The organism is Ruegeria sp. CDSA020, from assembly GCF_059612345.1.
This window is the reverse complement of record NZ_JBXWQK010000001.1, coordinates 174,882-190,565: the sequence shown is the minus strand read 5'-3', so window position 1 is coordinate 190,565 and position 15,684 is coordinate 174,882. Positions and strand designations below refer to the sequence as shown.

16 protein-coding genes and 1 other RNA gene are annotated in these 15,684 nt (G+C 55.4%); 11 read left to right on the top strand and 6 right to left on the bottom strand.

The window, feature by feature from the left end; genetic code table 11:
* Window positions 1–19 precede the first annotated feature (19 nt).
* The 6 genes from chrA to AC2FJW_RS00970 form a co-directional block, all read right to left on the bottom strand.
* The gene (gene chrA / locus AC2FJW_RS00995; protein WP_496748979.1) at window positions 20–1,276 is read right to left on the bottom strand and encodes a chromate efflux transporter; all 1,257 of its coding nucleotides are present in this window, start codon (window positions 1,274–1,276) and stop codon (window positions 20–22) included.
* Window positions 1,273–2,076, bottom strand: coding sequence for a chromate resistance protein ChrB domain-containing protein (locus AC2FJW_RS00990; RefSeq protein WP_496708427.1), 804 nt, complete (start codon window positions 2,074–2,076; stop codon window positions 1,273–1,275). The genes chrA and AC2FJW_RS00990 overlap by 4 nt, the downstream gene beginning before the upstream one ends.
* 129 nt (window positions 2,077–2,205) lie before the next feature.
* Entirely contained in the window at window positions 2,206–2,637 is a 432-nt protein-coding gene (locus AC2FJW_RS00985) for an ester cyclase (RefSeq protein WP_142633933.1), read from the bottom strand.
* A 100-nt stretch (window positions 2,638–2,737) separates the two neighbouring features.
* Window positions 2,738–3,083: a transfer-messenger RNA gene (gene ssrA, locus AC2FJW_RS00980) on the bottom strand.
* 37 nt (window positions 3,084–3,120) lie between these two features.
* Window positions 3,121–3,483, bottom strand: a complete 363-nt coding sequence (locus tag AC2FJW_RS00975; protein ID WP_496748978.1) for a DUF4345 family protein — start codon at window positions 3,481–3,483, stop codon at window positions 3,121–3,123.
* A 7-nt stretch (window positions 3,484–3,490) separates the two neighbouring features.
* Window positions 3,491–4,225 carry a FadR/GntR family transcriptional regulator gene (locus tag AC2FJW_RS00970; protein WP_142633929.1) on the bottom strand — a complete coding sequence of 245 codons (735 nt, stop codon included), beginning with the start codon at window positions 4,223–4,225 and terminating at the stop codon, window positions 3,491–3,493.
* Window positions 4,226–4,312: 87 nt separating this feature from the next.
* On the opposite strand from AC2FJW_RS00970, the gene AC2FJW_RS00965 reads away from it, so the two are divergent.
* From AC2FJW_RS00965 to bamA, 11 genes are all read left to right on the top strand, one after another.
* The gene (locus AC2FJW_RS00965) at window positions 4,313–5,104 is read left to right on the top strand and encodes a DUF2182 domain-containing protein (protein ID WP_496748977.1); all 792 of its coding nucleotides are present in this window, start codon (window positions 4,313–4,315) and stop codon (window positions 5,102–5,104) included.
* Between the two features lie 4 nt (window positions 5,105–5,108).
* Window positions 5,109–5,813, top strand: coding sequence for a DUF1326 domain-containing protein (locus AC2FJW_RS00960; protein WP_281994647.1), 705 nt, complete (start codon window positions 5,109–5,111; stop codon window positions 5,811–5,813).
* A 140-nt stretch (window positions 5,814–5,953) separates the two neighbouring features.
* A complete protein-coding gene (locus tag AC2FJW_RS00955; protein WP_496748976.1) occupies window positions 5,954–7,057 on the top strand; it encodes a dimethylsulfoniopropionate demethylase in 1,104 nt (367 codons plus the stop codon).
* A gap of 85 nt (window positions 7,058–7,142) precedes the next feature.
* Entirely contained in the window at window positions 7,143–8,138 is a 996-nt protein-coding gene (gene acuI, locus AC2FJW_RS00950) for an acryloyl-CoA reductase (RefSeq protein WP_496691270.1), read from the top strand.
* A 186-nt stretch (window positions 8,139–8,324) separates the two neighbouring features.
* On the top strand, window positions 8,325–8,888 hold the full coding sequence (frr, locus tag AC2FJW_RS00945) for a ribosome recycling factor (protein WP_142633921.1): 564 nt from the start codon (window positions 8,325–8,327) through the stop codon (window positions 8,886–8,888).
* A 9-nt stretch (window positions 8,889–8,897) separates the two neighbouring features.
* Window positions 8,898–9,629, top strand: a complete 732-nt coding sequence (gene uppS, locus AC2FJW_RS00940; protein WP_271947031.1) for an undecaprenyl pyrophosphate synthase — start codon at window positions 8,898–8,900, stop codon at window positions 9,627–9,629.
* Entirely contained in the window at window positions 9,626–10,408 is a 783-nt protein-coding gene (locus tag AC2FJW_RS00935; RefSeq protein ID WP_496748975.1) for a phosphatidate cytidylyltransferase, read from the top strand. The genes uppS and AC2FJW_RS00935 overlap by 4 nt, the downstream gene beginning before the upstream one ends.
* Complete coding sequence (gene dxr, locus AC2FJW_RS00930; RefSeq protein ID WP_496748974.1) at window positions 10,408–11,583, top strand: 1-deoxy-D-xylulose-5-phosphate reductoisomerase; 1,176 nt, start codon at window positions 10,408–10,410, stop codon at window positions 11,581–11,583. The genes AC2FJW_RS00935 and dxr overlap by 1 nt, the downstream gene beginning before the upstream one ends.
* Before the next feature lies 1 nt (window position 11,584).
* Entirely contained in the window at window positions 11,585–12,937 is a 1,353-nt protein-coding gene (gene rseP, locus AC2FJW_RS00925) for an RIP metalloprotease RseP (protein ID WP_496748973.1), read from the top strand.
* 92 nt (window positions 12,938–13,029) lie between these two features.
* A complete protein-coding gene (locus tag AC2FJW_RS00920; RefSeq protein ID WP_496695396.1) occupies window positions 13,030–13,158 on the top strand; it encodes a hypothetical protein in 129 nt (42 codons plus the stop codon).
* 128 nt (window positions 13,159–13,286) lie between these two features.
* Window positions 13,287–15,647, top strand: a complete 2,361-nt coding sequence (gene bamA, locus AC2FJW_RS00915; protein WP_142633911.1) for an outer membrane protein assembly factor BamA — start codon at window positions 13,287–13,289, stop codon at window positions 15,645–15,647.
* The last annotated feature ends 37 nt before the right edge of the window (window positions 15,648–15,684 follow it).

The following is a 15,684-nucleotide window of genomic DNA, read 5'->3' as shown; positions in this document are numbered from 1 at the left end:
CCGGTTACACGCTGACTGTTCAGAGAAAAAACAGGCCGGTGCCAGCAGCTAGCATAACCATTAGCGTAAGCGCCATGCCGAATTTAAGTTTAAAAATCAACGCTCCGGCGAAGACAGTCAGCACAGCGGCTTTCACATCCAATGAGGTCAATTCAGGCCAGGGCAGGCTGATTGGTCCAAAGGTTTTATTTGGCAGTTCTGAAAACAGCACATTCAGGGCAAACCACACGGATAGGTTGAGAATCACCCCAACTACAGCAGAGGTAATACCTTGCAGGGCCGCCGATAACCGGGGCCGCGCAGCGATGTGGTCAAGATAGGGGGCTGTGAGGAATATCCACAGAAAGCAGGGAACGAATGTTGCCCAAAGTGCAACGATACCTGCGGCGATGGCCAGCATCGATCCGCCCGAGATCTGACCGGTCAGCATAGCGACAAATTGTGTTACCAAAATCAAAGGCCCCGGTGTCGTTTCCGCCAGACCAAGCGCGTCGATCATCTGATCTGTGGATATCCAGTTATACTGATCCACAACGGTCTGCGTCATGTAAGCTAGAACAGCGTAGGCTCCGCCAAATGTCACAACTGCGAGGCGGGCAAAGAACCAGCCAAGATCGCTGAGAAGTTTCTGACCAGAAAGACTTAACAGCCACAACGGGCCAAGCCACAGAACCAACCAGATCGACGCGTTCCGCAGCACTTCGCTTAGGCGCGGGGTGGGGGTGTCGACCGGTCGGGCGGCGACGCCGTTGAAGCTCAGATACCCCCAAAGGGCTGCCGCCACTATGATCGCTGGGAAGGGGAGGTCGAACAGAAAGATTGCCAGAAACGCGAGGCCCGAGATCGCACGATGTGAGACGTCCGACAGCGCTTTGCGGGACAGGTTTCGCAGGGCCTGTAGCACGATGATGATCACCGTAGCTTTGACGCCGAGAAACGCGGCCTGCACCAGAGGAAGCGCGCCATAGGCCGCGTATAGTGCCACCAATGCTGAGATAATGATCGCACCGGGCAGAACAAACAGGCTGCCTGCGATCATACCGCCCGAGACGCCGCGCAGACGCCAGCCGGAATAGGTTGCAAGCTGCATCGCCTCGGGGCCGGGCAGCAACATGCACAGCGACAGCGCCCGAAGATAGGTTTCCTCATCCAGCCAGGGGCGCTTTTCGACGAGTTCCTGATGCATCAATGAAATCTGAGCTGCGGGTCCGCCGAAGGACAGCAATCCAATGCGGCCGAACACTCGGATGAGTTCAGGATATGTTGGTGTGCTCATTTCTCGACTGCCGGCCAATCATGTTTCTCGTCAAACCCGTCGCGGGCCCAGAGATACAAGGCATCGTACAGATGCATCCCGGCCTCGATGGCCTGATGGTCGTCTTTATATAGGCGCGATAGCCCCACCGAAACCGCAAGAAGCCCGGCTGCTTCGGGCGCCAGATCATGCCTGTTCGTATCCGCGGCCCGGACAACTGTCGCAAGCCTGTTCATTGCGGGCGTAGCAAGCTGGAAATCTTTTACCAAAGCATCAAATGTGCAGTTATCGCCACGATGGCTCCAGCGGACGCCCTCAACATCGAACGGGGTGGCGTTAAAGACTTCGGATACCTTTGCCACTTCGGATGGGGCAACAAACAGAAAACGTGCGTTGGGGTCGATGAACCGGCGGATCAACCAGGGGCAAGCGATGCGATCAATCTTAGGCCGATGGCGCGTTACCCAGAGTGAAGGAGACGCTGGTATATCTGCAAATGGGATGCGCGGAGCATCGGGTGTTTCGCGCCATGCGTATATGCCGCCTTCCAGATACTCAGCGGCCACGCCTTCACTCCTCAGCCAGGAAACAACGGCCTGACTCAGCTTTTTGCCCTTTTGGCAAATGATGATGCTGGGGCGGTTAGCGATGAGCCCCTTCAGCCCATCCAGATCCTTCGCCGGATGACGAACCGAGCCCGGTATCAGAAAGGGATCCATTTCAAAATCGGCATCGGTGCAGATATCCACCAGAACAGGCGCCCGAGGCGTTCCGATCAGACGTAACAGTTGTTTCGGTGTGATAGCATTAGGCGCAGGCATAGCATGTCTCCTGTGATCGACGGATACATGCGAAACTTGGGCTGTCGCCTCACGGGGCGTTCGCAATCTTACCCCATAGGCTTTGCTACCGCGACAGGCCGGTCGGGGTCAAGATTGCGAGCCCATTTCCTAGGCCCAGTCCAGCCGTTGACCAGTCATGCATACGGGCAGGGTGTCCTTGGGAAACTGACCAAGCTGTTCAAATAAGGAAATGAAGTCAAACTGATTATACGCCTCGACAATACGACCTTCTTTAATGCGGCCAATCATACTGCCAGAGGCCTGCAGTGGTGCGCCGTTATCGGCGCGTGTTGTGCTGACCTGCAATATCGCCGATACCCAATCGCCATTTTCGATGATTTTGGGCAGCTCAACATGGATATCGCCCAGAATGTGGCGAAACGCCATGACCAGATCCCGAAAATCATCGGCCCCCACCTGCATTTCCGGAATCAGTCCTTCGGCTGTTGTTTCCGGCGCGAAATACCGATCAATCGCATCGGTATTTCCGTTTTCCCAAACCTCTGAATACCATTCTCTGAGTATATCTGCGTGTGACATCCCAGCTCTCCTTTTCCTCACGGGCCGAGCATGACGCGAATGAGTGAACAAACTCTGAACGTGAACACAGACAGGGTTAAACAGCAGACATTTAAGGGAAAATGCAGGTTTCTGTTGCCAGGTACCTGCGAACCCCGCCTTACGCTGCTAGGCGCAAGGGCTTAAGTTTCGGTCTTGCTACTGCTTACGCAGCAACTGCAACCGGAGCACGATTGTCATTTGCAATTGTACTGTTTGGGCCGGTACGGTGGCACCCCGCCGAGACAAAGCTAACCCCTTTAGACGTTCGTCGATCCTATTTCGGCCCCGCGATCCTCAAATGAAGGATGTTGGTGGAGCCGCCGGGTACCGCCCCCGGGTCCGATCCGCTTATTACGAGCGCGTTTATGTCCATAGTCCCGAAGGACATCCCTTATATAGGTGAGCCACAAGGGGAAAGCAAACCCCATACTTCAACGAAAAGACGGATTATATAATAACGCCTTAGCTTGGTCGGTTAATGTTTGCCAAGATCAGCCACAGCGCCAATATCAGCTCGATTCCCCCAAATGCCATCGCTTTGATCAAAGGGGGGTGATCCAGAATGACGGAAACAAACCGGCCCAAGGCTGCGCCGGCATAAACAACGCCCAACATCGCATAGGCCATGGGAGTGTTCAGCCAAATGACCGCAATTCCTGTGACGACAAAAAGCCCACCGACCGAAGCTCGCATTTCGCTTAGACCCATCGTGCTGTTCGTGGGTGCCAGGTCCAGCGAGGCCGCGGTCCAAGCGGGTGCTAGAAACCCAAAGAGGCCGAAACCGATTGTCAGAACCGCCGCTGCAATATTCAATATCGACGTCATTGTACCCTCATTCGGTTGGTTTGCGCCGCTGTTTGGCGACGTCCAGGGCAAGCTTACGGGTATAAGCTTCGAGATCCACAAGTGCTGAATCTACCGCAGCAGCGTCCCGCCGATCCAAAGCATCGGCAATCTGGTTGTGCAACACGATGATCTCTTCTCGGGACCGCGCCGTAAACGTGATCATGTTCATCAAAGGCTGCATCGCCTCGACGGCGCCGGCCAGTTGATATGACAACACCGGATTGCCAGCCCCATCGACCAATGCCCGGTGAAAGGTCACATCCGAGGCGCAAAAGGCTTCGTCTGTCAGCCCGGGTTGAGCCTGCCGAAATATCTCGGCACGCATCGTCGCCAGATGATCCGCCGTCCTGCGTTCGGCTGACAAAGTAGCGCAGGCGCGTTCCAGCGAATACCGGGCCTCGCAAGCCGTTTCAAAGCTGACCGCGTTCATGGACAGCAGCAACGTGGATGTGGTGATCTGTTGGGAATACGCATCCTGATAGCTCAGCCGATTGACAAATGCGCCGCCGGTCGCGCCACGTTGGGTGCGGATCAGGGACTGTGCCGCAAGGCGTTTAAGGGCCTCACGCACGGTTGGTCGGGACACCTGAAACTGGTCGGACAGTTCCGCCTCAGAAGGCAGGCGTTCATCTACAATCAACCGACCCGATATGATCGCATCTCGGATTGATTGGGCGATCTGAACCGAAAGATCAGCAGGTTTCTTGGGGTCGATTTTCATTTTGAGCAGGGCCGCAGGCAAAATTTCATTTGTCTGACATTTAAAAGTCTGACATTTGAATTGCAAGGACTGAGTCGGGAGGAACAAGTGAGTCGCGCAGTTCTACGTAATGGGTTTTGGCTGGGATTCTACGCTCTGATCCTGTGGGCGTGGTGGATGATGTTCGTGATGAACCGCGCCATGGATCTGGATTGGATCGGCCGTCCCGGAGCGATGGGGCAGGCGATGCGCGCCATGGACCCCAGGATGGACATGTATATGCCCATGGCAGAGTTCGGCCCGCTGTTTTGGATGTGGGCCATCATGATGGCCGCAATGATGTTGCCGACCATTATTCCAACTCTGCGCAGCTACGACGATCTAATCCGCAGTGCAAATGGCACACGCTCCGGCTGGATTGGTGTCTTGATTGGCTACTTCGTGGTCTGGGTCGGGTTTGCCGCGCTCATTACCGGGGTGCAACTGGTTCTGCTGTTTGGCGGCGTTGTCGACATGCTGGGCATTGCGAAATCCGGGCTTGTTGCGGGCGGGTTGATGATCGCCGTCGGCGCCTTTCAATTCACCCGCGCCAAAGAGCTGTGCCATGGGGTCTGCCATGCCCCAATGACCTATTTTCTCGGCCATTGGAAAACCGGTTTTTCAGGCGGTTTTAGCATGGGGCTTGGCCTTGGTGCGTTCTGCGTCGGATGCTGCTGGGGCTTTATGGCGCTCGGCTTTGTGGGCGGCGTCATGAGTCTGCTGTGGATGGGTCTGGCGACATTTTTCATGGTTCTCGAAAAACTACCCCAGATCGGTCACGTGATTACACGACCGCTGGGATTTTCTCTTATCGCGGGCGGCTGTACCTTGCTCGTGTACCCCTTTATCTATGGAGGATAAGCTATTGGCTAAGAACAAAAAACCAGAGGCAGATCGCCTGCCGATCAGCCAACGTATCGACAGCCGCATGCCCAACCCCAAGCGGCGTGAGATGAGCCCGACGAATTGGGCGATCAAGGGAGAGCTGATCCTTAACTGCTCGTGCGATCTGTTCTGCCCCTGTGTCGTATCGCTGGGCGCGCATCCTCCGACCGAGGGTCATTGTCATGCCTGGATGGGAATTGTCATCGATGAAGGCCATTACGAGGGCGAGGATCTCTCGGGGCTCAATGTTGGCCTTCTGGTCGATATTCCGGGTCGCATGGGTGAGGGGCAGTGGAAAGTTGCTGCCTATGTCGACGAACGAGCCAGCGGCAAGGCCTATAACGGGTTGCTCCAAATTTTCAGCGGACAGGCCGGGGGCACGACTGGCTTGTTTACCATGCTGGTCAGCGAAATTATCGGGGCCGAACGTGCCCCGGTTCAGATCGAACGCGACGGGACCAAGCGCCGCATCATGATTGGTCGGAAAATCCAGGGCGAAATCGAGATGTTGGCGGGCAAAGACCCCGAGCATCCGGTGATGGTCTCAAACTCGAAATACTGGATGGGACCGGACATTATCGTGGCGCGCGGCACCAAATCCAAGGTCCGCGACTACGGTCGGGTCTGGGATTTCGGTGGAAAATCCGCTGAAATCTGCCCAATTGATTGGCAGGGGCCAAAATAATACGAAATCACAAAGGATTACGCGCAATACGTGATCCTAATTTTTAATCGTCAGACACGCCATCGCGGCCTGTTGCACCAGATGCTGACGGGACCGCAGGCTTCGAATTGTGATCTGGCATTATGCCCGAGGAGGCTTGAGTGGCCAATATTTCCTTCTCTCGCCGGTTGCGGCGCACACCTTTTTCTGAAGGGGTCGAAGCCGCAGGTGTAAAGGCATTCACGGTTTATAACCGGATGCTATTGCCAACTGTATTCGACAGCGTCGAGGCTGATTACCGGCACTTAAAAAAGCATGTGCAGGTCTGGGATGTCTCGTGTGAGCGACAGGTCGAACTCAGAGGTCCCGACGCGGCACGCCTTATGCAAATGCTGACGCCACGCGATTTGAGAGGCATGTTGCCCGGCCAATGCTATTACGTCCCTATCGTTGATGAGACCGGTGGCATGTTGAATGATCCGGTTGCGGTGAAACTGTCCGAGGACCGCTGGTGGATCTCAATCGCGGATAGCGATTTGTTGTTATGGGTCAAAGGAATCGCGAACGGCTATCGGTTGGATGTTCTGGTGGATGAGCCGGACGTCTCACCCCTGGCCATACAAGGTCCCATGGCGGATGAGCTGATGTCTCGCGTATTCGGCGAGCGCGTCAAAGATATCCGGTTCTTCAAATTCGACATGTTCGAATTTGCGGGCCGTGATCTGGCCATCGCAAGGTCAGGCTATTCCAAACAGGGCGGGTTCGAGATCTATGTCGAAGGCAGCGATATCGGAATGCCGCTGTGGAATGCGCTGTTTTCGGCCGGTGAGGATTTGAACGTGCGGGCGGGTTGTCCCAACCTGATCGAACGCATTGAGGCTGGTTTGCTGTCCTACGGAAACGATATGACCGACGACAACACCCCGCATGAATGTGGTTTGGGCAAATTCTGTAACACGCATACCGCAATCGGCTGCATTGGCCGGGACGCATTGTTGCGGGTCGCGAAAGAAGGGCCGATCCAGCAAATCCGTCCGATTGAAATCGCTGGGCCGGCTGTTGGTGCCTGCGTTGCACCATGGTCGGTTTATGCGCAGAGGAAAAGGGTGGGGCAGATTACATCTGCCGCCTGGTCTCCGGATTTCAACACCAATGTTTCCATTGGGATGCTCAAACTCAGCCATTGGGACGCGGGCACAAGGGTTGAGGTCGAAACGCCCGACGGTATGCGTGAGGCGACTGTACGGGAAAAGTTCTGGATCTGATCGCAAACGGCGTATCGGGTTCAGAAACAGGTTATTACACGGGGTCGGGGCTTTACTCTGACGTCCAAAACAGGAGGACATTTTGATGTTCAACGCACTGGTGATGGAAAAAGACGAGGAAAGCGGGCTGGCCAGCCCCTCGGTTCAACAGCTTTCGGAAGGGGATTTGCCGCAGGGTGAAGTTACCGTGGCGGTTCAGTATTCAACGGTAAATTATAAGGATGGTCTTTGCCTGTCGCCCAAAGGCGGGGGGCTGGTACGCAGCTATCCGCATGTTCCTGGCATCGACTATGCGGGGACGGTCGAGTCGTCTTCGGATGAGCGATATAAACCGGGTGACAAAGTGGTCCTGACCGGTTGGCGTGTCGGTGAGGCGCATTGGGGTGGGTACTCACAAAAAGCCAATGCCCGTGCCGATTGGTTGGTTCCGCTGCCCGATGGGTTGGAGCCCCGCCAGGCGATGGCCGTCGGAACCGCTGGGTTCACCGCGATGCTGGCGGTTATGGCACTTGAGGATCATGGGCTGAAACCGGGGCAGGGTCCGGTTTTGGTCACAGGGGCAGCAGGTGGTGTTGGTTCGGTCGCGACGGCGATTCTTGCCAATTTGGGATACGAAGTGGCAGCCGTCACCGGACGACCGGAAACCAGCGATTACCTGAAGTCTTTGGGCGCCACGACCATTGTGCCACGCGAAGAGTTGAACGAGACAACTAAGCGCCCCCTGGAAAGCGAGGCATGGTCTGGCTGTGTGGACGCGGTTGGCGGCGCAATGCTGGCACGCGTTCTGGGGCAGATGAAATACGGTGCCTCGGTCTCGGCCGTGGGGTTGGCTGGCGGCGCGGGCCTTCCGGCAACTGTTATCCCTTTCCTTTTACGCGGTGTGAACCTCTTGGGGATCGACAGCGTGATGCAGCCTTATGAAAATCGGCTGCGGGCCTGGCAGCGGATAGCAACCGACCTTCCGATGGACAAGCTTGAGGCGATGATCCATCCCGCAAAGCTGAGCGATCTGCCCCAATTAGGGGCGGATATCCTGCAAGGTCAGGTTAAAGGTCGTGTTGTCGTAGACGTAAACGCCTGATCCGGAATGAATATGTCTGACCGACCGCATTGATTTGCGGTCGGTTAATTTTGTAGCTGCAGGTTCGCGAAAATCCGGCAAACACCTCTGGTCAATGGCGTAAATACGGATCATCATTGCTATACATCCCAAATTGAATGGCTTATGAGCCATGCAAACAGTACCTGAAGACGGGGAGTGAGCAGAATGTCTGACGATTTCGAACTGGACACAGACGACCTGAAGCGCCGTATGGACGGCGCAATGTCAAACCTCAGAACCGAATTTGCATCGCTGCGCACCGGGCGCGCCTCCGCCTCGATGCTCGAGCCGGTGATGGTCGATGCCTATGGTTCGATGACGCCCATCAACCAGGTGGGAACGGTCAATGTGCCCGAGCCGCGTATGGTTACGGTCAATGTCTGGGATAAAGGGCTGGTCGGCAAAGTGGAAAAAGCGATCCGCGAAAGTGGGCTGGGCATCAACCCTCAGCTCAACGGAACGATCATCATGCTACCGATCCCGGAACTGAACGAAGAACGCCGTCGCGAGTTGGGCAAAGTCGCCGGGCAATATGCCGAACACGCACGCGTCTCGATCCGGAATGTGCGCCGCGACGGGATGGATCAGATCAAGAAGGCCAAGGCTGACGGTATGTCCGAAGATGACCAGAAGTTCTGGGAAAGCGAAGTGCAGGATCTAACCGACCAGATGATCAAGGTAGTAGATGCCGCGCTTGAGACCAAGCAGGCAGAAATCATGCAGGTCTGAGACCGGGTGATGCCCTCTTCCTCGCATACCATGCCCGAAAGAGGGCCCCAGCATGTCGCGATCATCATGGATGGCAATGGTCGCTGGGCGCAGGCCCGCGGGCGACCTCGCCTGTTTGGCCACCACGCCGGGGCAAGACGTGTGCGCGATGTGGTCGAGGCCTGCCCAAGGCTTGGTATTAAGTATCTGACTGTTTTTGCGTTTTCGACCGAGAACTGGAAACGCACTCAGGTCGAAGTTGCCGGTCTGATGAGCTTGTTTCGGCGCTATATTATCAAGGAAACCCGGACGCTCCGAGACTCGGGTGTTCGGGTGCGTTTCATCGGAGACAGGGTCAGGTTGGATGCCAAACTGATCGAATTGATGGATACGCTTGAGGCCGAGACCGAGGGAAATGATCTGGTTCACCTGACCATTGCGTTGAACTATGGCGGTCGGGATGAAGTCGCGCGGGCTACCAAACGTCTGGCACAGGATGTCGCTGACGGGCGATTGCATCCTGATGATGTAGACGAAGAAACGCTGCCGAAATATCTGGACACACATGTTCTTCCTGATCCTGATCTGGTGATCCGAACCAGCGGCGAGGCGCGAATTTCCAATTTTCTGCTATGGCAATCCGCCTATTCGGAATACGAATTCATCGACACGCTCTGGCCAGATTTCACTGCGGCAGAGCTTGAGCGCCTGTGCCGGAGCTATGGCAGCCGAGACCGACGGTTCGGAGCTGTACCGGCATGAGTGACGGGCGCTGGTCCGACCTGACTGCCCGCGTATTGTCGGCGGGAGTCCTTGTTGCCGTTGGCGCTGTCGAGGTCTGGCTGGGCGGTCTGTGGTTCGAAGCCTTCATTTCCATTGCTTGCGGGCTGATGACCTGGGAACTGGTCCGTATGATCGACCCGGGCAGGAAAGCTGTTGCGATCCAGCTTGCCATATTGACCGGTTTTGCGGTGGTGCTGAGTTACCATCTTCCGGCACTCTATAAACTTCCCTTCTTGCTTGCTCCGGCGCTGGTCGGGGCAGGGCAGGTCAGCCGGTACCGGGGTATCTATACCCTATTTGCGCTGTGGATCGCGGCCGCGGGGCTGGGCTTTATCTCAATCCGGACGAATATGGGATTTGTCTGGATGGTCTGGCTGATATCGGTCGTCGTTGCTACGGATGTCGCCGGATATTTTGTCGGCAAGGCATTGGGTGGACCGAAGTTCTGGCCTCGGGTCAGTCCGAAAAAGACGTGGTCTGGCACGGCCGGAGGTTGGGCCGCCGCCGCCATCGTTGGCTTGGTTTTTGCCTCTTACGGCGGATTTGGCATCTGGTTTGTCGCGATCTCGGTTCTGGCGTCTATGGCCAGTCAGGCCGGAGATATTCTGGAAAGCGCAGCCAAACGGAAATTCGGCGTCAAGGACAGTTCGAACCTGATCCCCGGACATGGCGGTTTCCTTGATCGGTTCGATGGGATGATGGGGGCCGCTCTGTTCGTTCTGCTTGTGGGGTTGATCTACTCCCCCGGAGCCATGTGATGCGCAAAATCTCTGTTTTTGGTGCGACGGGTTCTATCGGACAGAACACGATAGACCTGATTGACCGAAACCCATCTGCGTTTGATGTCGTCGCTCTGACCGGTGGCGCCAATATCGAAAAACTTGCGCATGACGCGAGACGGTTGAAGGCGGATATCGCGGTTACAGCCCACCCAGACCGGCTTGAAGATCTGCGAACGGCCTTGGCCGGATCCGATGTAGAGGTCGCCGCGGGGCCAAATGCGTTGGCCGAAGCGGCGGCGCGACCGGCTGACTGGGTCATGTCTGCCATCGTTGGGGCTGCGGGGTTGCAACCAGGGCTGACGGCGCTTGAACAGGGCGCGACGCTGGCTTTGGCGAATAAAGAAACGCTTGTCTGCGCGGGTTCTTTGGTTCTGGATACTGCCCGAAAGCACAATGCCCGATTGCTGCCGGTGGACAGCGAACATTCTGCCGTTTTTCAAGCTCTGGTCGGTGAAGATATGGCATCGGTCGAGCGTATCATCATCACTGCCAGCGGCGGCGCTTTCCGTGATTGGCCACTGAGCAAATTGGCCTCAGCCACGGTTGAGCAGGCCTCGAGCCACCCGAACTGGAATATGGGGCAGCGGATCACGATTGATAGCGCTTCGATGTTTAACAAGGCGCTCGAGGTGATCGAAACACGCGAATTCTTCGGCATATCCCCGGATATGATCGAAGTGATTGTGCATCCGGAATCCATCGTTCATGCGATGGTCGGGTTTAACGATGGCGCGGTTATGGCCCATATGGGCGCGCCAGATATGCGCCACGCGATCGGATATGCCCTGAATTGGCCAAAACGTCAGACCCTTCCGGTCGAAAGGCTGAACCTTGCAAAGCTGGGACAGTTGCGATTTCAGGAACCAGACGAAAACCGATATCCGGCTTTGCGGTTAGCACGCGAAGTCATGGAGCGGGGCGGGCTGTCCGGAGCGGTTTTCAACGGAGCCAAAGAATGTGCACTCGACCATTTCATTGCAGGTCGCATTGGTTTCCTTGATATGGCAGACATCGTGGCCGCCGTCTTGGATCGTTTCGATGCACAAGACAACCATATTGACGCCCCAATGACCCTTGATAACGTGCTGCAAACCGACCATCTGGCACGTATATGGGTCGATAACGCCGTTGCGCAACGAGCAGGAAAATAAATTGGACGTACTCTCACTGATCCCACAATTCGGCAATTTGATTTACACCATATTCGCCTTTGTGATCGCGTTATCCGCCATCGTAGCCGTACATGAATACGGGCATTACATCGTTGGCCGTTGGTCCGGCATCTACGCCGAAGTGTTCTCAATCGGTTTCGGTCCCGTACTCTGGAGCCGTATCGACAAAAGAGGAACGCGCTGGCAGATCGCAGCGCTTCCATTCGGCGGGTATGTCAAGTTTTTGGGTGACGCCAATGCAGCATCCGGCAAAGACGAAGCGGCTATGTCTGAAATTTCCGAGCAAAGCCCGGAGGAGCTGCGCCGCACAATGCATGGCGCGCCACTTTGGGCCAGGACGGCAACTGTTGCGGCAGGGCCAATCTTTAATTTCGCAATGTCGATACTGGTCTTTGGCCTAATTTTCTTTACGCAAGGCGCAACCAGAGACCCTCTGACCGTTGGGTCTCTGCATCCTCTGCCGGGGACAGTTCAAGAGCTGCGTGAAGGTGATGAAATCCTCGCGATTGCAGGTATTGACCTGCCAGATTTCGAACAAGAAGGATCGTGGAGCGAGTTCGTAGACTCTTTGCCCGTTGACCCCGTTCTTGATTACACAGTTCTTCGTGACGGTGACACATTGGACGTTTCCGCACCTTGGCTGTTCCCCCCCCTGATTCAACAGGTTGTTCCGCGCAGCGCAGCAATGGATATCAGCCTGGCACAGGGGGATGTCATAACAGCGGTTAACGGCGAACCGGTTTATGCCTTTGAACAGCTCAAGGACCATGTGGAAGGCTCTGATGGGCGGCCACTGCTGTTGAATGTCTGGCGTGACGGAGCGGAACTGGAGTTTGCCCTGGCTCCACGCCGCACGGATGAGCCGCAGTCTGACGGTGGTTTTGTAACGCATTGGAGGATCGGGATCGTCGGCGGCATGATGCTAGAACCTGCAACCGAAAGGGCGGGCATCCTGACATCTCTTGGCGGCGGTGTGCGACAAACATTGCGTATCATTGACGGGTCTCTTTCAGGTATCTGGCACATGGTGACCGGAGCGATCAGCACCTGCAACATGTCCGGCCCGATCGGAATCGCCGAAACCTCGGGTGCGATGGCCAGCCAGGGGGCGCAAAACTTCATCTTCTTTATCGCCGTTCTGTCAACTGCTGTCGGTTTGCTGAACCTGTTTCCGATTCCGGCTTTGGATGGGGGGCACTTGGTATTTTACGCATATGAGGCCATCTCGGGGAAACCACCGAGCGACAAAGCGCTGCGGATTTTGATGGGCATCGGAGTGTCAATCATTCTGGCTCTGATGCTGTTTTCCGTCTCAAATGACCTGTTCTGTTGATTTGGGCGGAGCTTGCACAATCTAGTCGCAATTCCGCCCCAATTCCCTCATAGGATGTGTTCGTTTCATAATTTTGTCTGTCAGAGGCGATCATGGCGAATGCTATCAAAAAATCATATCGCAGCTTTAGCTTCCTGCTTGTGCTGAACTGGGACTCGATCTTGTTTTTCGGCGCCACTGCGTTGGCTATGGGTGGATGCGCTTATCTGATCACCATGTGATTCTGTTCCTTTCTTTTTATTTGCTGAACAGCGGCCCAATGGGCCGCTTTCTGTTTTTCGGCTTTTGACAAGGCCAGACAATCCCGTTACTCAGCTTTAAAGTCTTAAAATTCTGGGTAGAGAAAAATATGACCGACAGGCGAGGCGCAGGCACATCCTGCGGGGGGCAAAAGCCGGTAAACAAGATTTTGTGGCAGGCCCTAACATTCTTTTTCCTATTTGCCACAGTTAGTTTGCTGTCACTGCCGCAGGCTGCTCAGGCGCAAAGCTACACCATCAACTCGTTCGAGGTTGAGGGGAACAGGCGCATAGAGACATCGACAATCATTGCACGTTCGGGAATCGAACCTGGGCAGACGGTGACAGCTGGACAACTCAACGATGCCTTCCAACGGCTGCTTGACAGTGGTGTTTTTGAAACAGTCGATTTGACCCCTCGTGGCAGCACTTTGGTCATCAAAGTTCAGGAATATCCGACGATCAACCAGATCAGCATCGAGGGCAACAAGAGGCTTAAGGATGAGCTGTTGCTCAATGCCGTTTCGTCTCAACCCCGCCGGGTCTTTACGCCTCAAGTTGCTGAAGCTGACGCAGACATGATTGCCGAAATCTATTTGGCTCAAGGACGTGTTGCAGCAACCGTCATCCCCAGAATCATCCGCCGCAGCGACAATCGGGTAGACCTCGTTTTTGAAATCTCCGAAGGTACGACGATCGAGGTTGAGCGCGTAAGCTTTGTTGGCAACCGGGCCTATTCCGACCGGCGTCTGCGCCGTGTGCTTGAAACCAAGCAAGCCAATTTCCTGCGTACATTCCTGCGGGGCGATACTTTTATCGCTGACCGGATCGAGTTCGACAAACAAGTGATCCGTGATTTCTACTTATCGCGTGGCTATGTCGATTTCCGCGTCAACAGCGCCAATGTTGAATTCACACGTGAGCGCGACGCGTTTTTCCTGGTGATGAATGTAACTGAAGGTCAGAAATTCTCATTCGGCAAGATCACCACCGTAAGCGAAATACCCGGTGTGGATGCGGCCGAATATCAGGCCGCACTCAAGATCAAGCCGGGTGTCACCTATTCTCCTTCACTGGTCGAAAACTCTATCGCCAGGCAAGAGCGTCTGGGCATTCGGCAAGGGGTGGACTTTCTGCGGGTTGAGCCGCGCGTCACGCGCAATGCACGTGATCTGACGCTGGATGTTGAATTCGTTCTGACCAAAGGACCGCGTATCTTTGTCGAGCGTATCGACATCGAGGGCAACACCACCACGCTTGACCGCGTGATCCGTCGTCAATTCGACACCGTCGAGGGTGACCCGTTCAACCCGCGTGAAATCCGGCAGGCGGCTGAACGTATCCGGGCATTGGGCTATTTCGCCGTCGCTGACGTTGAACCGCGCGAGGGTTCGACGCCCAGCCAAGTGATCGTGGATGTCGACGTCGAAGAACAGCCAACGGGCTCGCTCAGCCTCGGTGGTAGCTACTCGATCTCTGACGGTTTCGGCATTGCAATCGGCCTAAGTGAGTCAAACTTCCTAGGCCGTGGACAGACCGTCGGGGTTACGATTTCGACCGCACAGGATTCAGAAGAGTACTCCCTGAATTTCACCGAACCCTATCTTTTGGGCCGCAAGCTTCGCTTTGATCTTGGTCTGGGTTTGGCGTCGACCGACTCCAGTTTTGCCAGCTATAACACCGAGCGTGTGTTCTTTAACCCTCAGTTGAGCTATGCGATCGGAGAGCTGTCTTCGTTGCGCGTTCGCTATGCCTGGGAAAACAGCGAGATGAAGCAGCAGGACAACGAGGCAAACGGCGCGGTCATCGCCTCTGAGATTGATCAGGGTGAACGCACGACTAGTTCTTTGGGTGTGTCCTATGTATATGACAGCCGCCTTGGTGGGCTTAACCCCAATGCCGGTGTTCTGTTTGAGGTTGGCCTGGATGCCGCTGGACTGGGTGGGGACAACAAGTTCTACAAAACCAGCGCACGCGGGATTGCCCAAACACGCGTTCTGAGTGAAGAAGTCGTTCTTCGTGCATCGCTTGAAATGGGTGCAATGCACTGGACTGGCAACGATTTCAGCCGGACGTTGGATCGCTTTGTGTTGGGCCCCAATAAATTCCGCGGGTTCGAGCCAGCCGGTTTGGGGCCACGGGATCTGTCAAATGGTCAGGATGACGCTATCGGCGGGAATTACTATTGGGTCGCGCGTCTGGAATCGGACTTTCCTCTGGGCTTGCCCGAAGAATTGGGCCTGCGTGGAGGCGTGTTCTATGATTTCGGTAACCTGTACAATATCGACGATGTAAACACTTCGGGTGCCAACATTGTCGGTGCGGATGGGTCTATCCGTCATGTTCTGGGTGTTGCAGTCCTATGGGAAACACCTTTTGGCCCGCTGCGCTTTAACTTTTCGCAAGCGCTCAAGAAAGAGGACTTTGACAAGGAACAGAATTTCGACCTGACCATTCAGGCGAGGTTCTGATCTCGGATGCGAGGTAGTCTTCAAACCTATATGCAGG